The following is a 20,936-nucleotide window of genomic DNA, read 5'->3' as shown; positions in this document are numbered from 1 at the left end:
ACCTTATCTAACTCAAAAATGCAAAAAGGAAATCGACTAACTACACAAGATAGTCTTTCAAAGCTTTGGTCAAAACTTGATAACCAGTAACACTGAGGTGCAACCCATCAGTTGTATAATCTTTTTTGAGTTGGCCTACCCGATCTGTCAAACTATCAAAAACTGGCACAAATTCCACCTGCATGTAGGCAGAGGAAAGTTCTTTATAGGCTTGATTCCATTTCTGAATTTTTTCATTCGTGCGGATATAGACTGTCTGCTTGTACTCCTCGCCCTCATTGACTGGCAAAATAGAAAGCAGTTTAATCTCTGTCAGTGGATAATCGCGAGCAATGGATTGTATGATAGCTTCGAGGTTATTGAGAGCCTCATTCACAGGCACATCTTTTCCGATATCATTTGTCCCAATCAAAAGGACAATTTTATCTACCGCCCCACCGTAAAGATGCGCATCTAGATTCTCTAGTAACAGCCCTGTCTGATAACCTCGAATGCCTCGATTGACAATCGTCTTCGAAGTCCCAAATAGTTCCTGCAGAGGAAAATATTCGACAATGGAATCCCCAATAAAAAGAATGTCTGGCTCTACAACAGAAACCTGATTTAAGTGACGATACTTGGTTTGGATTTTACCCTGTTCCTTTAGGAGCCAATTTTCTAATAACTGTACTGCCACTTCATTCTCCTTTTTCTAACCAGTTTTCCAAGACTTGGTAAACTCCTCCTTGGCTATTGGCTGGCGCTAGAGCAGTCGCCACAGCTTTGGCTTTATCATCAGCATTTTCCATCGCATAAGCAATTCCAGCCATATCAAGCATTTCAACATCATTTTCACTGTCACCAAAAGCCATGATTTGTTGGGGATTCAAGTCCCAGCGCTTGAGTAATTCTTCCAAGCCCCATGCTTTATGAATTCCAGCTTGAAGGATATCAATGCAACCATAGCCACTCGATACAGCCCGAACGCGGCCATCAAAGAGGTCATTGATTTCTTCCAAAACCGAACTCAAACGTTCCTCACCAACAACCATACTCATCTTGAGAACACCACCAAAGAGGTCAGAGGTTAATTCATCCACAAATTGCATCCGTTGGTAGAATTTTTCAATCATTTCTGGAGTCATAAAACTTTCAAGGTCTGTAAAAATCGTACCTTCTTTGACGAAACCACCCTTCATCCCCGTTACAACAAACTGATCCTGACACGATCGACCCTCGAAATAAGCCAAGGCCTTATCGACAATGACATCATCCCAAGTCTGAGCCCGAATCAGTTCATTGTTTTCAAAAATACGAGCACCGTTGGCAACCACCAGAACCACTCGATCCACCAAGTGCTCCAGTAGTTGCCTCATACGGTGAATTTCATTGCCCGTAGCGATGACAAAACGAACGCCCCTTTGATCCAACTGATCTAAAATCTTTTCCAAGCGTGGGAGATCAAGCTGGCCTCTAGCATCCAGCAAGGTCCCATCCATATCTGTCGCAATTACTTTAATCGTCATTTACTTTCCTCTGAATTCAAGCTAATCCCACTTCAATCCTACATGTTCGTTCATTTCTTTATAGGCTGCATCAATTCGTTCCTTAGTCGCTTCATCTAACTGATCACGATGACTGCCACCCTCGATAAAATCTTCTAAGATATAGGTTTGATAATGATATAGGGGATATCCTTCTGGTGAAAAGGTTCCCTTTGGTGTTCGATTGACCCAAGTTGGATGAGCTTTAGCTGTGTCAATAGTTGTTTTTCCACCTTTTTTCTTGACAGTTACATCCATAAGAACACCACGCTCAGTCCACTTCGCATTGTCTACACCAGTCATTGTTTCAATACGTTGGTTAGAAATAAAGTTTCCCATAGAATAAATGATAAGTTTTTTCTCTCCATCTTTTTCAATAGTCTCTGATGGTTCAACTACGTGTGGATGGCCTCCAAAGATAATATCCGCTCCCCAATCAATCATCTTGTGGTACAAAGCCTTTTGCTCTTCAGTCGGTTCTATTCGATACTCAACACCCATCTGAGGCATGATAACAGTAATATCCGCTTCCTTCTCTGCACGCTCAATTTCAGCCTTCATCTTATCTTCGTTTAGGTCTGAAAGATAGCGGTTATAATCTTCTTGAGAAATACTTTGCTCAATTCCATTAAATCCATAAGAATAAGCCAAAAGTGCAACCTTGATACCGTTCACTTCCTTGATAACGAGCGGAGCTTGATCACGTGACTCGTGCGTATAAACTCCAATAGGTGTCATTCCTGCCTTTTCAATTGCATCTGCCGTTGAAATAACTCCTTCAATTTGAGAATCTAAAACATGATTATGGGCTAAATCTAAAACATGATACCCAGCATCTTTAATAGCATCCATTACTTGACCAGGAGCATTAAATAAAGGATAGCCAGCTAGATAATGATCTTTATTAATGGTCCCTTCAAAATCACCTATTGCCAAATCTGCCTGCTTAAGCCAAGGAGTTACGTATTCAAAATTCTCATGAAAATCATAGCTGCCATCTTCCTTTTTAGCTGACATATAGATAATATCATGGTAAAGTAAATCTCCATGGGCCATAATACGAGCACTTGTTTCTTCTTCCTGATCTTTAGATTTTTGATTTGTCTTATTTGTTTCTTTAGAAATGGCATCCTTTTTTTGACTGGTCAAGGGGATTCCTTGGAAACTTTCAAACAGCAAGACCAAGCCCATTGATAAAGCAACTGCTAGCAAGAGTATCGCCACAAATCCCTTATTACTCCACTTGCGATAACTCCTAAAAAAGTTTACAAAGCCTCTCACAAAATGAAAAACTGGTCCACGTTTATGTCTATCTTGTCTTCTTTGCATCTTCATTCTCCCTACTTTCTAATGCAAGCCTTTTCTTTTTATTATATCACAGATAAGTAATTCTTTCACAATTGATACTCTTCGAAAATCAAATTCAAACCACGTCAGCGTCGCCTTACCGTACTCAAGTACAGCCTGCGGCTAGCCTCCTAGTTTGCTCTTTGATTTTCATTGAGTATGAATTGAACTTCTATCTATTTTCTATAAATCCTAAAGGCTGTAATGCTTTCATTCCTTGTCATTTTGTGATATCATGTAGAGGTAATGAAAGGAGAGAAAATGTCTGCAATAGAACGTATTACAAAAGCTGCTCACTTAATTGATATGAACGATATTATCCGCGAAGGGAATCCTACTCTACGCGCAGTTGCTGAGGAAGTCACTTTCCCCTTGTCTGACCAGGAAATCATCCTAGGCGAAAAGATGATGCAATTCCTGAAACATTCCCAAGATCCTGTCATGGCTGAAAAGATGGGACTCCGCGGTGGGGTTGGACTTGCTGCTCCCCAGTTAGATATCTCAAAACGCATTATCGCTGTTTTGGTGCCAAACATTGTCGAAGAAGGCGAAACTCCAGAGGAAGCCTACGACTTGCAAGCCATTATGTACAATCCCAAAATCGTCTCTCACTCTGTTCAAGACGCTGCTCTTGGTGAAGGAGAAGGTTGCCTCTCTGTTGACTGCAACGTACCTGGTTATGTAGTTCGCCATGCTCGCGTTACTGTTGACTACTTTGACAAGGATGGAGAAAAACACCGTATCAAGCTCAAAGGCTACAACTCCATCGTTGTTCAGCATGAAATTGACCACATTAACGGAATCATGTTTTATGATCGTATCAATGAAAAAGACCCATTTGCAGTAAAAGATGGCTTACTAATTCTAGAATAAAGAAAATCCCGTTGCAATACGGGGTTTTATGTTATAATAGAGGCATGAAAACAAATGATATTGTCTATGGCGTCCATGCCGTTACCGAAGCCCTCCTTGCAAATACTGGAAACAAACTCTACCTTCAAAAAGATCTCCGAGGTAAGAATGTTGAAAAAGTCAAGGAACTGGCTACAGAAAAGAAGGTGTCCATTTCTTGGACTTCAAAAAAATCCCTTTCTGAGATGACCGAAGGTGCTGTCCACCAAGGTTTTGTTCTACGAGTATCTGAATTTGCCTATAGCGAGCTGGACCAAATCCTTGCCAAAACACGCCAAGAAGAAAATCCTTTGCTATTGATTCTGGACGGGTTAACTGACCCTCACAACTTAGGCTCCATCTTAAGAACCGCTGATGCAACCAATGTTTCAGGTGTCATCATTCCCAAGCACCGTGCTGTCGGAGTTACTCCTGTCGTTGCTAAAACAGCCACAGGTGCTATTGAGCACGTTCCGATTGCCCGAGTAACCAATCTCAGTCAAACTTTAGACAAACTCAAGGATGAAGGATTCTGGACCTTTGGAACAGATATGAATGGGACTCCTTGCCACAAGTGGAATACAAAAGGGAAAATTGCCCTCATCATCGGAAATGAAGGAAAAGGCATCTCTAGCAACATCAAAAAACAGGTTGATGAGATGATTACCATTCCGATGAATGGACATGTTCAAAGTCTCAATGCCAGTGTTGCTGCAGCCATTCTCATGTACGAAGTTTTTCGAAATAGACTATAAAAAAGTTTCCAGTCATCTGATTGGAAACTTTTTTATGATTAACTATGTTCGGTGATAAACTTATAAGCTTCTTGACCAGCGATAGCTCCATCTCCAACTGCTGTTGTCACTTGGCGAAGGTCTTTCAAGCGAACATCTCCAACGGCAAAGATACCATCAACCGCAGTTTTCATGTGGTTATCTGTCACAATCCAGCCAGCCTGATTTTGGATATTCAATCCTTTAACAAAATCGCTAAGAGGGTCCAAACCAACATAGATAAAGACGCCACCGAAGGCTTGTTCTGTCACTTGACCTGTTTTCACATTTTCAAAAACGACAGATTCTACTCGGTTTTCGCCCTTGATTTCCTTCACTACAGAATCCCAGATAAAGCTGATTTTCTCATTCGCAAAAGCGCGGTCTTGTAAAACTTTTTGGGCACGAAGTTGGTCACGACGGTGAACAATGGTAACAGTCTTAGCAAAACGAGTCAAGAAGAGGGCTTCTTCAACAGCTGAATCTCCACCACCGACTACCAACAAATCTTGGTCACGGAAGAAAGCACCATCACACACGGCACAGTAAGAAACACCACGACTGTTTAGTTCTTCTTCTCCAGGCACTCCCAAAGGACGGTGTTTAGAGCCAGTTGCTACGATAACTGTACGTGTTTCATATGTTTGATCATCAGTAATCACTTTCTTAAAATCACCATGGTCTTCTACATTTTTAACATAGCCGTAAATGTGCTCAACACCAAAATTTTCAAGCGGTTCAAACATCTTTTCTGCCAATTCTGGCCCACTAATATTAGCGTATCCTGGGTAATTTTCAATATCAGATGTATTATTCATCTGACCACCTGGCAGACCACCTTCAATCAAGGCTACTTTCAAATTACTTCGAGCAGCATACAAGGCCGCAGTCATCCCTGCAGGTCCAGCACCGATAATAATAGTATCGTACATATAGTTTCCTTCTTTCTTGTTGTAACTATCTTTATTCTAACTCTTTCTTGTCAATCACGCAAGGATTATGCCTTGAAAACAAGAATTAAACTCATAACCGCAAAGGATAATACTGGAACAACCAAGACCCCAATCATAATCATATCATAGAGATGGGCTTGGCGAGCCTTGGCCGTCTTATCAACTCCCGACATGGCTCTCAGTCCAATCCAAATCCCTAAAAAAATCAGGACAAGGATGGTGGTCAAGATTAAACTCTCGAAATATAAAGAAAATAGTTGCAGTAGCATGATTTCTCTCATTTCTATCTTTTTTAAAGAGTAAACTCAGCTAGTCCAGCTAACTGAGTTTTCCTTTATCTATTATATCAAATATAAGTCCGTTTGTAACTAGCGAAGAATTCTTTTGTCCGCTCTTCTTTAGGATGGTGGATAATCTCATCCGGTGTTCCAGACTCAATGATTTTCCCCTTATCTAAGAAGAGAATCTTATCAGCCACTTGGGCTACAAAGGACATATCATGACTAACCAAAATCATGGTTTGACCTGACTTAGCAGCATCTGCAATAGATTTTTCTACTTCACCAACCAATTCTGGGTCAAGGGCTGAAGTTGGTTCGTCTAAGAGCAAGACATCTGGTTTCATAGCAAGAGCACGCGCCAAGGCAACCCGTTGCTTCTGTCCACCTGATAAATGACGAGGATAATGGTTTTCACGGTCCGAAAGCCCAACCTTAGCCAACTCTTCCTTGGCAATCTTAGTCGCTTCTTGGTCAGACAATTTCTTGACAACAACCAAGCCTTCTTTTACATTATCAAGTGCTGTTCGGCGTTCAAACAAATTAAACTGTTGGAAAACCATAGACAGCTTACGGCGTAGGGCAAGGATTTCTTCTTGAGTGATTTTAGAAAAATCGACTGAAAAATCATCAATCTGAATAGAGCCACTGTCAGGTGTTTCAAGATAATTGAGACTACGAAGAAAAGTTGATTTTCCAGCTCCTGAAGAACCAATCAAGGCTACAACTTCCCCTTTTTGAATGTCCAAGTCCAGATGATCCAAGACAGTCTGTCCTGAAAAGGATTTGCTTAAATTCGAAATCTTAATCATTAACGAAGGTCTCCTTTCACATCTGTTTGCACTGTATCGGGTGCAGAAATAGCCATTTTTCTCTCAATGAAACGACCGAGACTTTCAATTCCGATATTGACTACCCAATAAACAAGGGCAACGGAGATGAAGCGTTCAAAATAACGATAATCGGCACCACCCAAAATCTGAGCTTGGGCAAAGACTTCCACAACACCCGCACTAAATGCTAGGGAAGTTCCCTTGGTCAAACCGATTAGGGAATTGATTAAAGTTGGAGTTGCCACAACTGCTGCATTTGGAATAATTACGCGACGATAAACTTGCGCTCGGGTCATACCTAGACTTCGTGCCGCCTCAATCTCACCAGGATTGACTGAGAGAATGGCTGCACGAATGGTTTCACTCGCATAAGCTGCCTCATTAAATGCAAAGGCGACAATCGCAAAAACAGCCGCTGGAATAGCATTGATATTGAGACCAGTACCCCATTGCTGATTGAGAGCTTTCAAAGCCAAAGGGATTCCGTAGTAGGTCAACATGAGTTGCACCAAAATCGGTGTCCCTTTTAAGAAGCTAACAAAGAAGGCCTGCAAGGGATATAAAATCTTGACACGATTGATTTTCACAATGGCAAAAAGAAGTGCCAAAACCAAGCCAAAAAGAGCACCACCAATTGTCAACATAATCGTTGTTGGAAGTTGTTGGACAATTCTTGGAATCCCATCAAAGACCGAACGCAAGCTAAAAAGCTTGCCATCCGGAATCAATTGCATCAAGTTTTGGTACCAATCTGATGCTAAAATCGTTGTAACATTCATAAAAACATCCTCTCCTGATAATGATTCATTCTACCATACTTCTGCCGTCAATGAAATTATTTGCTACGGTCAGGTACAGACTTTGTCTACCTACTAGTTTATCATACTTTGAAACAGGGAGGCTATATATTTTATCTATCAAAGAGATAGATAAAAACTATTTCAATCCCAATTCTTCGTAAGCTTTTCGATAACCGATTTGCTTAACAGTTCCATTTTCTACTAAAATGGGGCGTTTTAACAACATACCGTCACTTGCTAGCAACTCAGCTGCTTCTTGGTTTGACAGACTTCCTACCTTATCTTTCAATCCTAATTCACGGTATTTGATTCCACTGGTGTTGAAAAATTGCTTTAGCTCGAACCCTGAGGTTTCTAGCCAGTTTAAAATAACTTCTTGGCTAGGCGTTTCTTCAACGATGTGAACAGCTTTGTAGTCCACACCGAGTTGATTTAATTCTTGTTTTGCTTTTTTACAAGTTGAACATTTTGGGTATTCGATAAATTCTAACATGTGTTTCACTTTCTATTTTATATCTTTAAAATCTACGCCTTCATGCTCCAAGAGCCAAGCTTTCTTTTCCACTCCTGCAGCATAACCTGTCAGACGCTTGCCAGCTCCCAGCACCCGATGACAGGGTACTAGAATAGACCAAGGATTGCGTCCTACCGCTCCGCCAATTGCTTGAGCAGAAGCCACTTGCAGGTCTTGGGCTATTTGTCCATAGGTCACTGTCTGACCATAAGGAATTCTCTGTAAATAGGACCAAACTCGCTTTTCAAAATCCGTTCCGATTGGAGCCAAGGGCAAGTTGGATAAATCTTGAGGCTTGCCTTTAAAGTAATCATCTAAGCAAGCAATAACTGGGTCTAAAATGGGATGACTAACAACTGCTTCTATCGTCTCATCTCCTAGTCCCCTCTCAAAATGCTTCTGCTCCTGCACCCAAATGCCATACAGATATTGCTCGTCGGCAACCAAAGACAAGGTTCCTATTGGCGAAAAGTAGAGCTTTTTTACGTACTTCTTTTGCATTATTTCTTCAATTTTTGATAGGCCAAACGTTCTCCATCAACTGGAACCTTACCAACCTGTTTAAATCCGAGTTTTTCAAAAATATGTTGCATAGCCTTGTTTGCAACATGCGTATCTGAGCGAAAATCTAGATAGTCAAAACCTTCAATCAAGCCCTCTAAAAAGGTTTGAGCAACTCCCTGTCCCTGCACATCTGCTGCCACAGCAATACGGTGAAAGACTAGGTACTCTGACTCCCCAGCTTGCCAGTTGCCTTCATAAATGGCTTCATAGGCTGCCTCTGGACTCTTGGTCACAGCAGCATAGGCTAATAGCTCTCCATCTTCCAAGGCTACGTAGGCTTGACCTGAGATAATATCATCGATAATAATGTCTGCATTTGGATAACCATTTTGCCATTGATCACTACCAGCATCTGCTAAACATTTTTTAGCATCTTCCATCACCTGCATGATGGCATCTACTTCATTTGGAAAAGCTAAACGAATTTCCATCTTTTCTCCTCATTTCTGACTAGTTTCTCCCATCATAGCATAATTTAAGTCTTTCTACAAGCAGTTAAAACTTGACTTTCTGTTTTTGTTATTTTATAATCTAGTTATTAAAACTAGATAAAAAGGAGTTAGAAATGAAAACTACCTTTTCCTACCCAAAATGGGCAGAAATCCCAAACATTGACCTCTATCTGGACCAGGTTTTACTCTATGTCAATCAGGTCTGCGCCCCTATCTCTCCTGATAAAGACAAGGGCCTGACAGCATCTATGGTCAACAATTATGTCAAACATGGTTACCTGACAAAGCCTGACAAGAAAAAATACCAACGCCAACAGATTGCCCGTTTGATTGCTATCACAACCCTCAAATCTGTCTTTTCTATTCAAGAAATAGCACAGACACTTAATACTCTACAAACTCAAGCAAGTTCAGACCAACTCTACGATGCTTTTGTGGACTACATGAACCAAGGAATTGACCCAGCTAACCCCATTATCCAAACCAGCTGCCAAACCGTTAAGCTCTATCATCAAACTCTAGCCTTAATCCACCATACTGAAGAGGAGGTAATCAAATGAACACTAGTCTTAAACTCAGCAAACAACTCAGTTTTGGAGAGGAGATTGCTAATAGCGTGACCCATGCCGTAGGAGCAGTCATCATGCTCATCTTACTCCCCATTTCATCCACCTATAGTTATGAGGCACACGGATTTTTATCCTCTATCGGCGTTTCCATTTTCGTTATTAGTCTCTTTCTCATGTTCCTATCATCCACCATTTATCACTCTATGGCCTATGGTTCGACCCACAAATACGTCTTGCGGATCATCGACCATTCAATGATTTATGTGGCTATCGCAGGCTCATACACGCCCGTCGTCTTGACCTTAATGAATAACTGGTTTGGCTATCTGATTATTGCTATCCAGTGGGGAACGACCATCTTTGGTATTCTCTATAAAATCTTTGCTAAAAAAGTCAATGAGAAATTTAGCCTTGCTCTTTACCTGATTATGGGCTGGTTGGTTCTGGCTATCATTCCAGCCATTATCAGTCAAACGACACCCATTTTCTGGAGTCTCATGGTAACTGGCGGACTTTGTTATACAGTTGGAGCTGGATTTTACGCCAAGAAAAAACCTTATTTCCACATGATTTGGCATCTCTTTATCCTAGCAGCATCTGCCCTCCAATACATCGCCATTGTTTATTACATGTAAAAAAGTTGAGAAATTCAATCTCAACTTTTTTCTTTACACATATTGATAAAGTACTGGTGCAAGCGAACATCATCAGTCAGTTCTGGATGAAAAGAAGTTACCAGCATATTTTTTTCTTGGGCAGCAACGATTTGATCTTCAACTCTTGCTAGAATTTCTACACCCTCTCCAACACTACTGATAATCGGACCACGAATAAAGGTCATTGGAATCTGACCGACTCCCTTACATTCTGCTTCCGTGTAGAAACTTCCTAATTGGCGCCCATAGGCATTGCGCTCGACCACTATATCCATAGTTCCTAGATGACTCTCTTCCTGAGAAGTAATTTCCTTAGCCAGCAAAATTAAACCCGCACAGGTTCCAAAGGCTGGTAAGCCAGAAAGAATGGCTTCTCGAATGGGAAGCAACATTCCCTGATCACGTAAGAGCTTGCCCATGGTTGTAGATTCCCCACCAGGTAATATCAAACCGGACAAGTCACTCTGATATTGCTGAAAATCATCTAGATTTCTGATTTCGACACTCTCGACTCCTAATTGCTCTAGTACTTTTGCATGCTCTGCAAAAGCCCCTTGCAAGGCCAATATTCCGATTTTCATCTATTTCCCTCGCTCAGCCATGAGGATTTGGATCTCATTTTCATTAATACCAACCATGGCTTCTCCAAGGTCTTCAGAGATTTCAGCTAGAATTTTTGAATTACGATAATTAGTAACGGCTTTGACAATAGCACTTGCTCGTTTAACTGGATCTCCTGATTTGAAAATACCTGACCCAACAAAGACACCTTCTGCCCCTAGTTGCATCATGAGCGCTGCATCTGCTGGCGTTGCAACGCCTCCAGCCGCAAAGTTTACAACTGGCAATTTTCCATGTTCATGGACGTATTGAACCAATTCTACAGGTACCTGCAAGTCCTTAGCAGCAACATAAAGTTCGTCCTCACGTAGGTTTTGAATGCGGCGAATTTCCTGATTCATCATACGCATATGACGAACGGCTTGAACGATATCCCCCGTACCTGGTTCTCCTTTGGTACGAATCATAGAAGCACCTTCAGCGATACGACGCAAGGCTTCTCCCAAATCCTTAGCTCCACAGACAAAAGGAACTTGGAATTCTTTCTTGTCCACATGGAAACGGTCGTCTGCTGGAGATAAAACTTCACTCTCATCGATATAGTCAATCTCAATAGCCTCTAAAATCTGAGCTTCAACAAAGTGCCCGATTCTGACCTTGGCCATCACTGGAATACTAACCGCTTCTTGGATTTCCTTAATCATCTTTGGATCACTCATACGGGAAACACCACCAGCTGCACGAATATCAGCTGGAATTCGCTCCAAGGCCATAACAGCAGCCGCACCAGCGGCCTCTGCAATACGAGCCTGTTCAGGATTCTGAACGTCCATGATAACCCCACCTTTGAGCATCTGTGCCAAGTTTTTATTTAGTTCATAACGATTTTCAGTCATTTCTTTATCCTCATCATTTGTATTGGTAGCTACCATTTCATTTTAAGTTAGATTAAAATGAAGTACAAGATAAAAAAAACGTAATTGTATGGGTACAGAATAGTTAAAAAACTATCTGGCCTTAACTTAAGGTCAGATAGCTCATTCATTTTTATTTTTCAGCTGTAAGTGCAGCCATTGTGATGTAGTTGTATGGTTTGTTGAAGTGTGGCAAGAAGAATAGGTCTGTCAATGCCAATTTATCGATTGTCACATGCTCTTGGATAGCAAGTGAGAACATGTGGATTCCCATGCTGATTGCAGAATCGTGTGAAACCATTTGTGCACCAAGAATTTCACGGCTATCTTTGTCAAAGACAATCTTGATTGCTACTTCATGGTTATCATGTTTCATGAATTCTGGTTTTTGAAGATCGTTAAAGCCTGTTTCAGTTGCATTGTAACCTGCTGCTTTAGCTTTTTCAAGAGTCAAACCGGTTGAAACCATGTGAAGACCGTAGATAGAGATACCGTTTGAACCTTGCACACCGATTCCTTCCAATTCATGTCCACAAGCGTTATATGCACCAACGATACCAGTACGAACAGCATTTGAAGCAAGAGCGATGTAGCTAGTGTCTTTACGTGCATTGTCATAAACAGTTGCACAGTCACCTACAGCGTAAACGCCAGGGATAGATGTTTCTTGTTTCTTGTCTACAAGGAAGGCACCGTTACGGAAGAGTTCAATCTTACCATCAGCAAGGGCTGTATTTGGACGGAAACCAACTGCAAGGATAACCATATCGATATCGAAAGTTTCTTTATCAGTAATCAAGCGTTCAACTTTACCATCACCCTCGATTGCTTTAACAGTTTGACCAAGCGCCAAGCGGATGTTGTGGTCTTCCAAGTTCTTCGCCATCATTTGTGTGAAGTCTTTGTCATAGTAACCGTTCAAAACAGTATCAACGATATCAACAAGGACAACTTCTTTTCCAAGACGTTCAAAGGCTTCAGCAAGTTCAACACCGATATAACCACCACCAACAACGGCGATTCGGTCAAGGTGTTGACTCTTATCAGACAATTTGTGAATCACTTCTTCAGCGTTTTGGTACAATTTAACGAATTGTACATTTTCAAGAGTTGCTTTAAATTCGCGGTTGCCTTTAACAATTTCAACACCTTCGATTGGTGGCAAGATTGGTGTAGAACCTGTAGCGAAAATCAATTTATCGTATGATTCTTTGTGCTCTTTTCCTTCAACTTCTGCAGTAACTACTTTGTTATCATAGTCGATTGAAAGAACTGGTGAGTTCATATATACCTTAGCACCTTTAGCTTCCAATTTTTCTTTATCAGAATAGAACAAGCCTTCAGCACCGTCAATTTGTTCACCAATCCAAAGGGCCATTCCACATCCTAGGAAAGAGATGTTAGAGTTTTGGTCGAATACAACAATTTCGTTCTCATTGCCAAAATTATCCAACATAGTATTAATACATGCTGTACCAGCGTGGTTAGCACCAACTACAACGATTTTACTCATAGAAAAATTCCTACCTTCAATTTTAAATTTACCCTTCTAGTATAACATTTACTGTTAGCGTTTACAAGAGTTTAGCTAATTTTCCCGATTTTTTTGTAAAAAAATGTAAATAATCTGTATTTTATCAGCCTTTATTACAATTACTCTTTATTTTCTGAGCATATTTCTTGACAAGTTTACAAATTTCATTTGTGAAAACGCTGACTTTATGGTATGCTAGTATCATGGAAAGAAAATGTAAGGGGTTAAATTTAATATAAATTTACAATATTTCAACCTTCTTTTCATAAGAGAAAGGAGTTGGTAGCTTGCCTCTTAGTTCACATTCTGAACGGCTAATGGGGACTACTATCACTATTTCATTAGTGGATGAGCAAGCCGATATCTTGCTCCAAAAATCCTTTGATTTGCTCAAAGAGTTAGAATATCGTTTCAATGCCAATAGCCAAGAATCTGAGTTGATGGAGATCAATTATCAAGCTGGAATAGCTCCAGTCAAAGTTCATCCAGACCTGTTTGAACTGATTTCACTTGGATTAGAGCATAGCCTAGCACCCTCTAGCCACCTCAATATCAGTATTGGTCCCTTGATTCAAACCTGGCGCATCGGTTTTTCAGATGCCAAAGTTGCCCAGCCTCAAGAAATTGAATCAGTACTTCCTTTAATCAATCCTCATTATATCGAGTTAGATTCTTCCACTTCCACTGTGTTTTTAAAACAAAAAGGAATGAAAATCGATCTTGGTTGTTTAGCCAAGGGTTATAGTGCGGATAAAGTTGCCCAATTTCTTAGAGAAGAGGGAGTGACATCTGCCTTGATCAATCTGGGAGGGAATATCCTGACTATTGGAAAAAATCAGGCAAGAGGAAATCAGCCTTGGCAAATCGGGATTCAAGACCCAGCCAATCCGAGGGGAAATCACTTAATGACCATCCCTGTTGTCAATAAATCTGTCGTGACTTCAGGCATTTATGAACGTCACCTGACTGTCGATGGAAAAGATTACCATCATATTTTTGACAGTCAAACAGGATATCCTGTTGAAACAGAACTTGCTAGTCTGACAATCATCTCTGATAAATCAGTCGATGGTGAAATCTGGACAACTCGACTCTTTGGAGAAAGACCTGCTTCTATCCTCTGGCAAGTCGAAAGTTTGGAGGGAATAGAAGCTATCCTCATCGATAAAGAAGGTCACCTAAGCTGTTCTTCAGGAATTCCTACTCTATAGAAATAGATATTTCAATGGAGTTCTAAAATCGTATTATGTAAAAAGAGAAAGGAAATCTCATGTTAAAACTTATTGCTATTGTTGGAACAAATTCAAAACGTTCTACAAACCGTCAATTGCTTCAATACATGCAAAAACACTTTGCTGAAAAAGCTGAAATTGAACTTGTTGAAATCAAGGATATCCCTGTCTTCAACAAACCAGCTGACAAGCAAGTACCTGTTGAAATTTTAGAAATTGCTGCTAAAATTGAAGAGGCAGATGGCGTTATTATCGGTACTCCTGAGTATGACCACTCTATTCCTGCAGTTTTGATGAGCGCTCTAGCTTGGTTGTCATACGGTATTTACCCACTTTTGAACAAACCAATCATGATTACAGGTGCTTCTTACGGTACGCTTGGTTCATCACGTGCCCAATTACAACTTCGCCAAATCTTGAATGCCCCAGAAATTAAAGCAAGTGTCCTTCCAGATGAATTCTTGCTTTCACATTCTCTTCAAGCCTTCAACCCAAGTGGAGACCTAGTAGATCTTGATGTGATCAAAAAACTGGATGCTACTTTTGATGACTACCGTATCTTTGTAAAAATCACAGAAAAATTGCGCAATGCACAAGAATTACTTCGCAAAGATGCTGAAGACTTTGACTGGGAAAATTTGTAAGATAGGAGACCAAAAAGAATGAAATTTGTTGGACTTGTAGGATCAAACTACGATCAATCATATAACCGTAAACTCTTGGAATTCATCCGTCGTCACTTCAAACTCAAATTTGAATTAGAAGTTCTCGAAATTGACGAAGTTCCAATGTTTAACCAAGACGAAAAATGGGATGAAAGTTTCCAATTGCGTCTCTTGTATAACCGAATTACGCGTGCTGATGGTGTCATCATTGCTACTCCTGAGCACAACCACACAATCTCAGCTTCTCTTAAATCTGTTCTTGAATGGCTTTCATACGAAGTTCATCCATTTGAAAACAAACCAGTCATGATTGTGGGAGCTTCTTACTACGACCAAGGTACTTCTCGTGCCCAAGTTCACCTTCGCAAGATTCTTGACGCTCCAGGTGTCAATGCCTACACACTTCCAGGAAATGAATTCCTTCTTGGTAAAGCTAAAGAAGCTTTTGATGTTAATGGAAATATCACAAATGAAGGAACTGTTAATTTCCTTGAAACATGCTTGGACAACTTTGTAAAATATGTGGGAGTCGTTTCAAAATTGAAAAAACCAAAACCAATTGAGCCAGAAGATTTATATTGTACAAATTCAATTGCAACTACCATCCAAGGTGTTGATCCAGATGATCCTGAATGGGTAGAAAAAGCTGCTGAACTTGTTGGAGCTGTTTCTGGAGATACTTACGTTAAATTAGACCACGGTATCTTGACAGTTAACCAAATTGATATGTTCTTGAAGGCAATGCCATTTGAATTGACATTTGCAGATGATAACAATCAATTCTTGTACTTTAATAACGCACACCAAGACCCAGATACAATGTTTGGTAAACGTGTCCGTGCTCAATCAGGAAATAGATTAGGAACAGTACACGGTACATTGCCAGATTCTAGAATGAAAAACGTTGAATGGGTTGTCGGTGTATTGCGTAACGGAGATCAAGAATATGTCCGTACAATTGTGCCAGGAACACCTGAAGGTGTTATTAATACCCATAATTACCAAGCAATGTACTATCCAGATGGTTCATATGCTGGAATTAATGAGATTATCTTTAATTTCCAACCATGGCTTGACTGGTACCTCAATACAACTGGTCAACGTCTAGTTGGTGGAAATGCTGCAGCTCCTGCTGGAGGACATGGCGGAGCAGATGCCACATCTGGAGCTTCTGATGCAGGTGATGCTGGAGGTCACGGTAGTGGCGCTGACGCTACATCTGGAGCAAGTAACTAATCATTTTAGGAACCATCTTGGTTCCTTTTTTAGCAAAAAAAAGACTAGCAGTTTTTGTCTGCTAGTTTTTTAGTTATTATTTCATCTATCTTTGTTAAAAGAAAGAATACTTATTATGAATTTGGATCATCGAGACTACGACCATGTAATCCTTTTTCACGTTGAACTTGGCGTAGTTTTTCTGGTGTAACATCGTTTCCTTCTTCGTCCACAATTTTGATTCCCTCAATGTGGTGACGAACAGAGCGACGATAACCTTCGATGTACTCCTCACGTAGTTTAGCTTGTTCCACTTTTTCTTCTGGTGTCAAGCCTTCTGTTTTTTTCTTTTTAGCGAGCTCGTTGATACGAGCAATTTTTTTCGGATCCATTTCTTCTCCTTTATGATAAGATAAACTCCGTTTAACAGATTTTATTTGGTATTGATTTGGTTAAAACGTGCAAGTTTAGCTGCTTTTTGAGTTAAATGAGACAAGATAGCCAAACGATTTTGACGGACAGCCTGATCTTCGGCCATAACCATAGTATTTTCAAAGAAGGCATCAATAACTGGACTAAGCGCAAAGAGCTGTTTCAATTGCTGACTGGCAGTCCCTGACAAAACGAGTGATTCTACTGCTTCTGCCAAGGTTTTCTCTTCTTCATTCTCAAAGATAGCTGAATCAACTGTAGCAACTCCTTTTGCCTTCTCAGCCAAATTAAAGGCACGAGAAAGTGATTCAACAGATGGTTTGAAGTCTTCTTCCTTGCTTGCTTCTACGAGAGCGCTTGCCGCTTCCAACATATCCGCCACAACAAAGTTCGAACTTGCAAGGATCGCTTCTTTAACGTCTTTTGGAGTAGAGCCCATCATCTTATCGACACGAGCCTTGATAAAGTCCATGACCTCCGCTTTATTTTCATAAGTCAAGCTGTCAAATTTCAAAGCATAAAGGCTATCAATCAGCTCATCCATAGCAATGTGCCAACCAAAGGCATCCAAGATACGAACCACACCTTGGGTCGCACGACGAAGGGCATAAGGGTCATTAGAACCTGATGGAATCAAGCCTACTGAGAAGAAACTCAAAATCGTATCCAATTTGTCTGCAATAGCTAGAATGGCTCCAACCTTGCTCTCTGGAAGTTCTCCTTCGGCTGATGTAGGCATGTAGTGTTCACGAATAGCAACTGCCACCGCTGGAGTTTCCCCAGCAAGAAGGGCATATTTCTCACCCATAATTCCTTGGAGCTCGTCAAATTCACCAACCATACCTGTCAACAAGTCAAACTTGTAAATGGCTGCTGCACGAGCAAGGTCAACTGTTTCATCCACTGACAAACCAGCTTTTTCTGCCAAGAGAATGGCAATCTGACCAGTACGAATCATGTGTTCACGAAGAGAACCAATCTTCTCATGGAAGGTTACATTGTTTAATTTTTCAACAAGGTCTGAAATAACCAATTTTTGGTCTTCACGCCAGAAGAATTCACCGTCTTCTAAGCGAGCTACTAAGACTTTTTCATTTCCTTTAATGACATTTTCCAAACACTCTGCGTTTCCGTTACGAACAGAAATGAAGTTTGGCAAGAGTTTACCGTCTTGATCACGAACAACAAAGTAACGTTGGTGTTCTTTCATTGAAGTCACCAAAACTTCTTCTGGAACTTCAAGGTATTTGGCATCAAAACTTCCCATAAAGGCAGTTGGGTATTCAACCAAGTTCAAGACTTCATTAAGCAAATCAGCATCAATTTCGATACTTACACCATGTTTTGCCTCAATTTCCTTGATTTGGTCAACAATCATTTGCTCACGTTCACGTGGATCTGCGATTACAAACTGACGACGAAGGTCTTCTTCATAGCTCAATGCTGACTGAATTTTGGTTTCTTTCCCCAAGAAACGATGACCACGGCTGACACGACCTCCCTTGATATCAAGGAAATCCAAATCAAACTCTTCTTCATCTAAAAGAACAGTTAAAGTGTGAACAGGGCGGATGTATTCAAAACTATTTCCAGCCCAGTGCATGCTGACAGGGAAAGTCAGTGACTTCAATACATCCACAACACCTGGAACAATGGCTTCAACTGCTTGACCAACTTCTTCCTTAGTGACATAGACGTATTCTTCACCCTTGATTTCACGGAATTCGATATCTTCAACAGTCAATCCTTTTCCACGGACAAATCCTTGAGCTGCTTTGGTGAAGTTTCCATCACTATCCAAGGCAATTTTCTTTGCTGGCCCCTTAAAATCTTCTGTCAAATCAGACTGTTTGTCTGCTAAACCAGTCACACGAACAGCCAAACGACGTGGTGTTGAGAAGGTTTGAACAGCTTCAAAAGACAGGCGGTTTTCCTTGAGGAAGGCTGCCATTTTTTCGCCTAGTTGTTTTTCACTTGGTGTGACAACATAGGCTGGTAATTCTTCAAGACCGAGTTCTACTAATAAGTTTTTTGTCATGTTTTTTCCTTTACATTTTCTTCAATCTTTTTTGATATGCACCTTAGGTACTGGGGACGTCGCTAACTAACTTTGTGAGTCTGTATGGAAATCTAATACTAAATTAATCAAGATTTCCAACAGTCTTATCAAAGTGGATTTAGCTGACTGATTTTTGAACCTAATACTCAATGAAAATCAAAGAGCAAACTAGGAAGCTAGCCGTAGGCTGTACTTGAGTACGGCAAGGTTAAGCTGACGTGGTTTGAATTTGATTTTCGAAGAGTATAAGGTTTCAAAAATCCCCACATAAAAGTACGGCGGTGCATATCCCTCTAGCAAGTCTTCGACTTGCCTCTAACGATTTTAGAGCACAATATTACTCACTATTCTGCGTCTTCTGCTAAGAGTTTAGCTCGTGTTGCTTCATCCAAAAGTGGGTAGCCTAGGCGTTTGCGTTCTGCGACAAAAGTTTTGGCTACGACACGGGCCAAGTTACGGATACGAGCGATATAGCCTGCGCGCTCTGTTACAGATACGGCACCACGCGCATCAAGTAGGTTAAAGGTATGTGAACATTTGAGAACATAGTCATAGGCAGGGTGCACCAATCCTTCTTCCAAAGCACGACCAGCTTCTTTTTCAAACTTATCAAAGTTTTCAAGCAACATTTCTTGATCCGAAATTTCAAATGAATATTTTGAGTGTTCGTACTCAGGCTGGATAAAGATTTCTCCGTATTTTACACCATCAGCCCATTCGATATCATAGACAGAATCCACTTCCTGAATATAAGAAGCCAAGCGCTCCAAACCATAGGTAACTTCCGCAGTCACAGGGCCAGTTGCCAATCCACCTACTTGTTGGAAGTAAGTAAACTGAGTAATTTCCATACCGTCAAGCCAAACTTCCCAACCAAGACCAGCTGAACCAGTTGATGGATTTTCCCAGTTATCCTCAACGAAACGAATATCGTGTTCCAAAGGATTGATTCCCAATTTTTCCAAAGACTCAAGGTAAAGTTCTTGAATATTTGATGGAGAAGGCTTCATGACCACTTGGAATTGGTGGTGTTGGTAAAGACGGTTAGGATTTTCCCCGTAGCGACCGTCTGCAGGACGACGTGATGGCTCTACATAAGCCGCATTCCATGGCTCAGGTCCGATGGCACGAAGGAAAGTGTAAGGACTCATGGTTCCCGCACCTTTTTCATTGTCATAAGCCTGCATGAGCATACAACCCTGGTCATTCCAAAATTGTTGCAAAGTGAGGATGATTTCCTGAAAAGTCAATTTTTTAGACATTGTTTTCTCCTTTTTCTATAAATTACTTGCGACACGAGTCTGCCTCGTGGATTATACGAGACAAGACGAGTTAGTATTGCGTCTAGCTAAGCACCCTAGTGCTGAGCATGAGGCAGTCCGACTGTAAGGAGTTCTCTGTCACTGACGCAGTGAAAGGTTTGTTTCTTAGACATTGAATACTCCTTAATTGATATGATTTCTTTAATTCTAATTTTAAAAATAGGGATTTTAATTATTTAAAAAATTAAATTTGGTTGACTTGGTAAATCAATGGCTTTATAAGCTAATAATTTTTCTAAAATTCTTATTGATTCATCTGATGAAAACAGTGATTCAAACTGAGGAACATAACTTGATAGGCTTTGTTTAAAACATTTCTTGCACTTATTCTTTCCGTAACGGAGTACCACTTCCTTTAAGTCCATAAATAAAATATAACTTTCAGCATCTTTAATCTTTCTATCTACATATTCATTGAATTCTCTTGATATTTTTTTTCCATGTTTTATGTGAAAATCTTCGTGATTAAATGAAATATCTAAACGTAGTTTATTTTGAAGATTACTTGTTAAGAAGTCAACTATTTTATTTTTTAGTTCACTCATACTTCTATGATGATAAAGAGCTATATTTTCAATAGAATAATAATTTATTTTAAAAAGATTATCATGTTCAATCGAATCATTAAAATCTCCGTCAACAATTCCTACAGCATTCATATTCCCATTGTGAATTACTCGTTGCCTAACTTGATCACAGGACATCCCTTCAGGAAATACCGTTGTTTTTGGCGTTATATAACATGAATAAAATTCTGGATCTTCCGCATAAATTATCAACTTATCTTGACCAATTAATTTTTCTACTCCATCAAAATAATCAGCTTTATTGATATCAAAAGTATTCATT

24 protein-coding genes are annotated in these 20,936 nt (G+C 40.3%); 7 read left to right on the top strand and 17 right to left on the bottom strand.

What is annotated here, in order from left to right; all coding sequences use genetic code 11:
• Positions 1-40: 40 nt before the first annotated feature.
• The 3 genes from FJN11_RS03120 to FJN11_RS03110 are packed head-to-tail and all read right to left on the bottom strand — an operon-like array spanning position 41 to position 2,852.
• Complete coding sequence (locus tag FJN11_RS03120) at positions 41-676, bottom strand: SGNH/GDSL hydrolase family protein (RefSeq protein ID WP_140224027.1); 636 nt, start codon at positions 674-676, stop codon at positions 41-43.
• Position 677: 1 nt separating this feature from the next.
• Positions 678-1,505: an HAD family hydrolase gene (locus tag FJN11_RS03115; protein WP_140224026.1), complete on the bottom strand. Its 828-nt coding sequence runs from the start codon at positions 1,503-1,505 to the stop codon at positions 678-680.
• Between the two features lie 21 nt (positions 1,506-1,526).
• Complete coding sequence (locus tag FJN11_RS03110; RefSeq protein ID WP_140224025.1) at positions 1,527-2,852, bottom strand: CapA family protein; 1,326 nt, start codon at positions 2,850-2,852, stop codon at positions 1,527-1,529.
• Positions 2,853-3,131: 279 nt separating this feature from the next.
• On the opposite strand from FJN11_RS03110, the gene def reads away from it, so the two are divergent.
• Entirely contained in the window at positions 3,132-3,743 is a 612-nt protein-coding gene (def, locus tag FJN11_RS03100) for a peptide deformylase (protein WP_140224024.1), read from the top strand.
• A 44-nt stretch (positions 3,744-3,787) separates the two neighbouring features.
• Positions 3,788-4,516: a 23S rRNA (guanosine(2251)-2'-O)-methyltransferase RlmB gene (gene rlmB / locus FJN11_RS03095; RefSeq protein ID WP_049487835.1), complete on the top strand. Its 729-nt coding sequence runs from the start codon at positions 3,788-3,790 to the stop codon at positions 4,514-4,516.
• A 38-nt stretch (positions 4,517-4,554) separates the two neighbouring features.
• On the opposite strand, the gene trxB is transcribed toward rlmB, so the two are convergent.
• From trxB to FJN11_RS03060, 7 genes are all read right to left on the bottom strand, one after another.
• Positions 4,555-5,466 (bottom strand): thioredoxin-disulfide reductase, encoded by a 912-nt coding sequence (trxB, locus tag FJN11_RS03090; RefSeq protein WP_140224023.1) that lies wholly within the window; start codon positions 5,464-5,466, stop codon positions 4,555-4,557.
• A 65-nt stretch (positions 5,467-5,531) separates the two neighbouring features.
• Positions 5,532-5,756 (bottom strand): DUF4059 family protein, encoded by a 225-nt coding sequence (locus FJN11_RS03085; protein WP_000926599.1) that lies wholly within the window; start codon positions 5,754-5,756, stop codon positions 5,532-5,534.
• A 77-nt stretch (positions 5,757-5,833) separates the two neighbouring features.
• On the bottom strand, positions 5,834-6,577 hold the full coding sequence (locus FJN11_RS03080; RefSeq protein ID WP_000590965.1) for an amino acid ABC transporter ATP-binding protein: 744 nt from the start codon (positions 6,575-6,577) through the stop codon (positions 5,834-5,836).
• On the bottom strand, positions 6,577-7,377 hold the full coding sequence (locus FJN11_RS03075) for an amino acid ABC transporter permease (protein WP_001103451.1): 801 nt from the start codon (positions 7,375-7,377) through the stop codon (positions 6,577-6,579). The genes FJN11_RS03080 and FJN11_RS03075 overlap by 1 nt, the downstream gene beginning before the upstream one ends.
• Positions 7,378-7,534: 157 nt before the next feature.
• The gene (locus tag FJN11_RS03070) at positions 7,535-7,891 is read right to left on the bottom strand and encodes an arsenate reductase family protein (protein ID WP_000889091.1); all 357 of its coding nucleotides are present in this window, start codon (positions 7,889-7,891) and stop codon (positions 7,535-7,537) included.
• Positions 7,892-7,903: 12 nt separating this feature from the next.
• The gene (locus FJN11_RS03065) at positions 7,904-8,413 is read right to left on the bottom strand and encodes a methylated-DNA--[protein]-cysteine S-methyltransferase (RefSeq protein ID WP_140224022.1); all 510 of its coding nucleotides are present in this window, start codon (positions 8,411-8,413) and stop codon (positions 7,904-7,906) included.
• Positions 8,413-8,907 carry a GNAT family N-acetyltransferase gene (locus FJN11_RS03060; RefSeq protein WP_140224021.1) on the bottom strand — a complete coding sequence of 165 codons (495 nt, stop codon included), beginning with the start codon at positions 8,905-8,907 and terminating at the stop codon, positions 8,413-8,415. The genes FJN11_RS03065 and FJN11_RS03060 overlap by 1 nt, the downstream gene beginning before the upstream one ends.
• A 134-nt stretch (positions 8,908-9,041) precedes the next feature.
• Between FJN11_RS03060 and FJN11_RS03055 the strand changes: the two genes are divergently transcribed.
• Positions 9,042-9,488: a DUF1836 domain-containing protein gene (locus FJN11_RS03055; RefSeq protein ID WP_140224020.1), complete on the top strand. Its 447-nt coding sequence runs from the start codon at positions 9,042-9,044 to the stop codon at positions 9,486-9,488.
• Positions 9,485-10,132, top strand: coding sequence for a PAQR family membrane homeostasis protein TrhA (gene trhA / locus FJN11_RS03050; protein ID WP_001097996.1), 648 nt, complete (start codon positions 9,485-9,487; stop codon positions 10,130-10,132). Before FJN11_RS03055 ends, trhA begins: the two co-directional genes overlap by 4 nt.
• A 20-nt stretch (positions 10,133-10,152) precedes the next feature.
• Here trhA and pdxT read toward each other — a convergent pair whose 3' ends face one another.
• From pdxT to nox, 3 genes are all read right to left on the bottom strand, one after another.
• Entirely contained in the window at positions 10,153-10,734 is a 582-nt protein-coding gene (gene pdxT, locus FJN11_RS03045; protein WP_115904763.1) for a pyridoxal 5'-phosphate synthase glutaminase subunit PdxT, read from the bottom strand.
• Positions 10,735-11,610 carry a pyridoxal 5'-phosphate synthase lyase subunit PdxS gene (gene pdxS, locus FJN11_RS03040; protein ID WP_140224019.1) on the bottom strand — a complete coding sequence of 292 codons (876 nt, stop codon included), beginning with the start codon at positions 11,608-11,610 and terminating at the stop codon, positions 10,735-10,737.
• A 151-nt stretch (positions 11,611-11,761) separates the two neighbouring features.
• Complete coding sequence (nox, locus tag FJN11_RS03035) at positions 11,762-13,141, bottom strand: H2O-forming NADH oxidase (RefSeq protein WP_049487822.1); 1,380 nt, start codon at positions 13,139-13,141, stop codon at positions 11,762-11,764.
• Positions 13,142-13,449: 308 nt separating this feature from the next.
• Here nox and FJN11_RS03030 point away from each other — a divergent pair, with 308 nt between their 5' ends.
• From FJN11_RS03030 to FJN11_RS03020, 3 genes are read left to right on the top strand one after another with little or no spacing between them, the layout of a single operon-like run.
• A complete protein-coding gene (locus FJN11_RS03030) occupies positions 13,450-14,373 on the top strand; it encodes an FAD:protein FMN transferase (protein ID WP_049487820.1) in 924 nt (307 codons plus the stop codon).
• 59 nt (positions 14,374-14,432) lie between these two features.
• The gene (locus FJN11_RS03025) at positions 14,433-15,038 is read left to right on the top strand and encodes an NADPH-dependent FMN reductase (protein ID WP_000915954.1); all 606 of its coding nucleotides are present in this window, start codon (positions 14,433-14,435) and stop codon (positions 15,036-15,038) included.
• A gap of 18 nt (positions 15,039-15,056) precedes the next feature.
• The gene (locus FJN11_RS03020) at positions 15,057-16,295 is read left to right on the top strand and encodes an NAD(P)H-dependent oxidoreductase (RefSeq protein ID WP_049487818.1); all 1,239 of its coding nucleotides are present in this window, start codon (positions 15,057-15,059) and stop codon (positions 16,293-16,295) included.
• Positions 16,296-16,408: 113 nt separating this feature from the next.
• Here the strand turns inward: FJN11_RS03020 and FJN11_RS03015 are convergent, their stop codons facing one another.
• The 4 genes from FJN11_RS03015 to FJN11_RS03000 form a co-directional block, all read right to left on the bottom strand.
• Entirely contained in the window at positions 16,409-16,666 is a 258-nt protein-coding gene (locus FJN11_RS03015; RefSeq protein ID WP_049487816.1) for a DUF896 family protein, read from the bottom strand.
• Positions 16,667-16,707: 41 nt separating this feature from the next.
• Positions 16,708-18,744 (bottom strand): glycine--tRNA ligase subunit beta, encoded by a 2,037-nt coding sequence (glyS, locus tag FJN11_RS03010; RefSeq protein WP_140224018.1) that lies wholly within the window; start codon positions 18,742-18,744, stop codon positions 16,708-16,710.
• A 365-nt stretch (positions 18,745-19,109) separates the two neighbouring features.
• Positions 19,110-20,027: a glycine--tRNA ligase subunit alpha gene (gene glyQ / locus FJN11_RS03005; protein ID WP_000038733.1), complete on the bottom strand. Its 918-nt coding sequence runs from the start codon at positions 20,025-20,027 to the stop codon at positions 19,110-19,112.
• Positions 20,028-20,263: 236 nt separating this feature from the next.
• The gene (locus FJN11_RS03000; RefSeq protein WP_049552105.1) at positions 20,264-20,935 is read right to left on the bottom strand and encodes a hypothetical protein; all 672 of its coding nucleotides are present in this window, start codon (positions 20,933-20,935) and stop codon (positions 20,264-20,266) included.
• Position 20,936 lies beyond the last annotated feature (1 nt).

Origin of the sequence: Streptococcus symci, from assembly GCF_006385165.1 — a bacterium.
Taxonomy (GTDB): domain Bacteria; phylum Bacillota; class Bacilli; order Lactobacillales; family Streptococcaceae; genus Streptococcus; species Streptococcus symci.
Note: the sequence above shows the minus strand (reverse complement) of the source record. Positions and strands in the feature narration are given on the sequence as shown.

Bases quoted from the DNA above. Each gene is read 5' to 3' on its own strand.
- FJN11_RS03115 (WP_140224026.1), bottom strand. From the start codon at position 1,505: ATGACGATTAAAGTAATTGCGACAGATATGGATGGGACCTTGCTGGAT.
- FJN11_RS03110 (WP_140224025.1), bottom strand. From the start codon at position 2,852: ATGCAAAGAAGACAAGATAGACATAAACGTGGACCAGTTTTTCATTTT.
- def (WP_140224024.1), top strand. From the start codon at position 3,132: ATGTCTGCAATAGAACGTATTACAAAAGCTGCTCACTTAATTGATATG.
- rlmB (WP_049487835.1), top strand. From the start codon at position 3,788: ATGAAAACAAATGATATTGTCTATGGCGTCCATGCCGTTACCGAAGCC.
- trxB (WP_140224023.1), bottom strand. From the start codon at position 5,466: ATGTACGATACTATTATTATCGGTGCTGGACCTGCAGGGATGACTGCG.
- FJN11_RS03085 (WP_000926599.1), bottom strand. From the start codon at position 5,756: ATGCTACTGCAACTATTTTCTTTATATTTCGAGAGTTTAATCTTGACC.
- FJN11_RS03080 (WP_000590965.1), bottom strand. From the start codon at position 6,577: ATGATTAAGATTTCGAATTTAAGCAAATCCTTTTCAGGACAGACTGTC.
- FJN11_RS03075 (WP_001103451.1), bottom strand. From the start codon at position 7,377: ATGAATGTTACAACGATTTTAGCATCAGATTGGTACCAAAACTTGATG.
- FJN11_RS03070 (WP_000889091.1), bottom strand. From the start codon at position 7,891: ATGTTAGAATTTATCGAATACCCAAAATGTTCAACTTGTAAAAAAGCA.
- FJN11_RS03065 (WP_140224022.1), bottom strand. From the start codon at position 8,413: ATGCAAAAGAAGTACGTAAAAAAGCTCTACTTTTCGCCAATAGGAACC.
- FJN11_RS03060 (WP_140224021.1), bottom strand. From the start codon at position 8,907: ATGGAAATTCGTTTAGCTTTTCCAAATGAAGTAGATGCCATCATGCAG.
- FJN11_RS03055 (WP_140224020.1), top strand. From the start codon at position 9,042: ATGAAAACTACCTTTTCCTACCCAAAATGGGCAGAAATCCCAAACATT.
- trhA (WP_001097996.1), top strand. From the start codon at position 9,485: ATGAACACTAGTCTTAAACTCAGCAAACAACTCAGTTTTGGAGAGGAG.
- pdxT (WP_115904763.1), bottom strand. From the start codon at position 10,734: ATGAAAATCGGAATATTGGCCTTGCAAGGGGCTTTTGCAGAGCATGCA.
- pdxS (WP_140224019.1), bottom strand. From the start codon at position 11,610: ATGACTGAAAATCGTTATGAACTAAATAAAAACTTGGCACAGATGCTC.
- nox (WP_049487822.1), bottom strand. From the start codon at position 13,141: ATGAGTAAAATCGTTGTAGTTGGTGCTAACCACGCTGGTACAGCATGT.
- FJN11_RS03025 (WP_000915954.1), top strand. From the start codon at position 14,433: ATGTTAAAACTTATTGCTATTGTTGGAACAAATTCAAAACGTTCTACA.
- FJN11_RS03020 (WP_049487818.1), top strand. From the start codon at position 15,057: ATGAAATTTGTTGGACTTGTAGGATCAAACTACGATCAATCATATAAC.
- FJN11_RS03015 (WP_049487816.1), bottom strand. From the start codon at position 16,666: ATGGATCCGAAAAAAATTGCTCGTATCAACGAGCTCGCTAAAAAGAAA.
- glyS (WP_140224018.1), bottom strand. From the start codon at position 18,744: ATGACAAAAAACTTATTAGTAGAACTCGGTCTTGAAGAATTACCAGCC.
- glyQ (WP_000038733.1), bottom strand. From the start codon at position 20,027: ATGTCTAAAAAATTGACTTTTCAGGAAATCATCCTCACTTTGCAACAA.
- FJN11_RS03000 (WP_049552105.1), bottom strand. From the start codon at position 20,935: ATGAATACTTTTGATATCAATAAAGCTGATTATTTTGATGGAGTAGAA.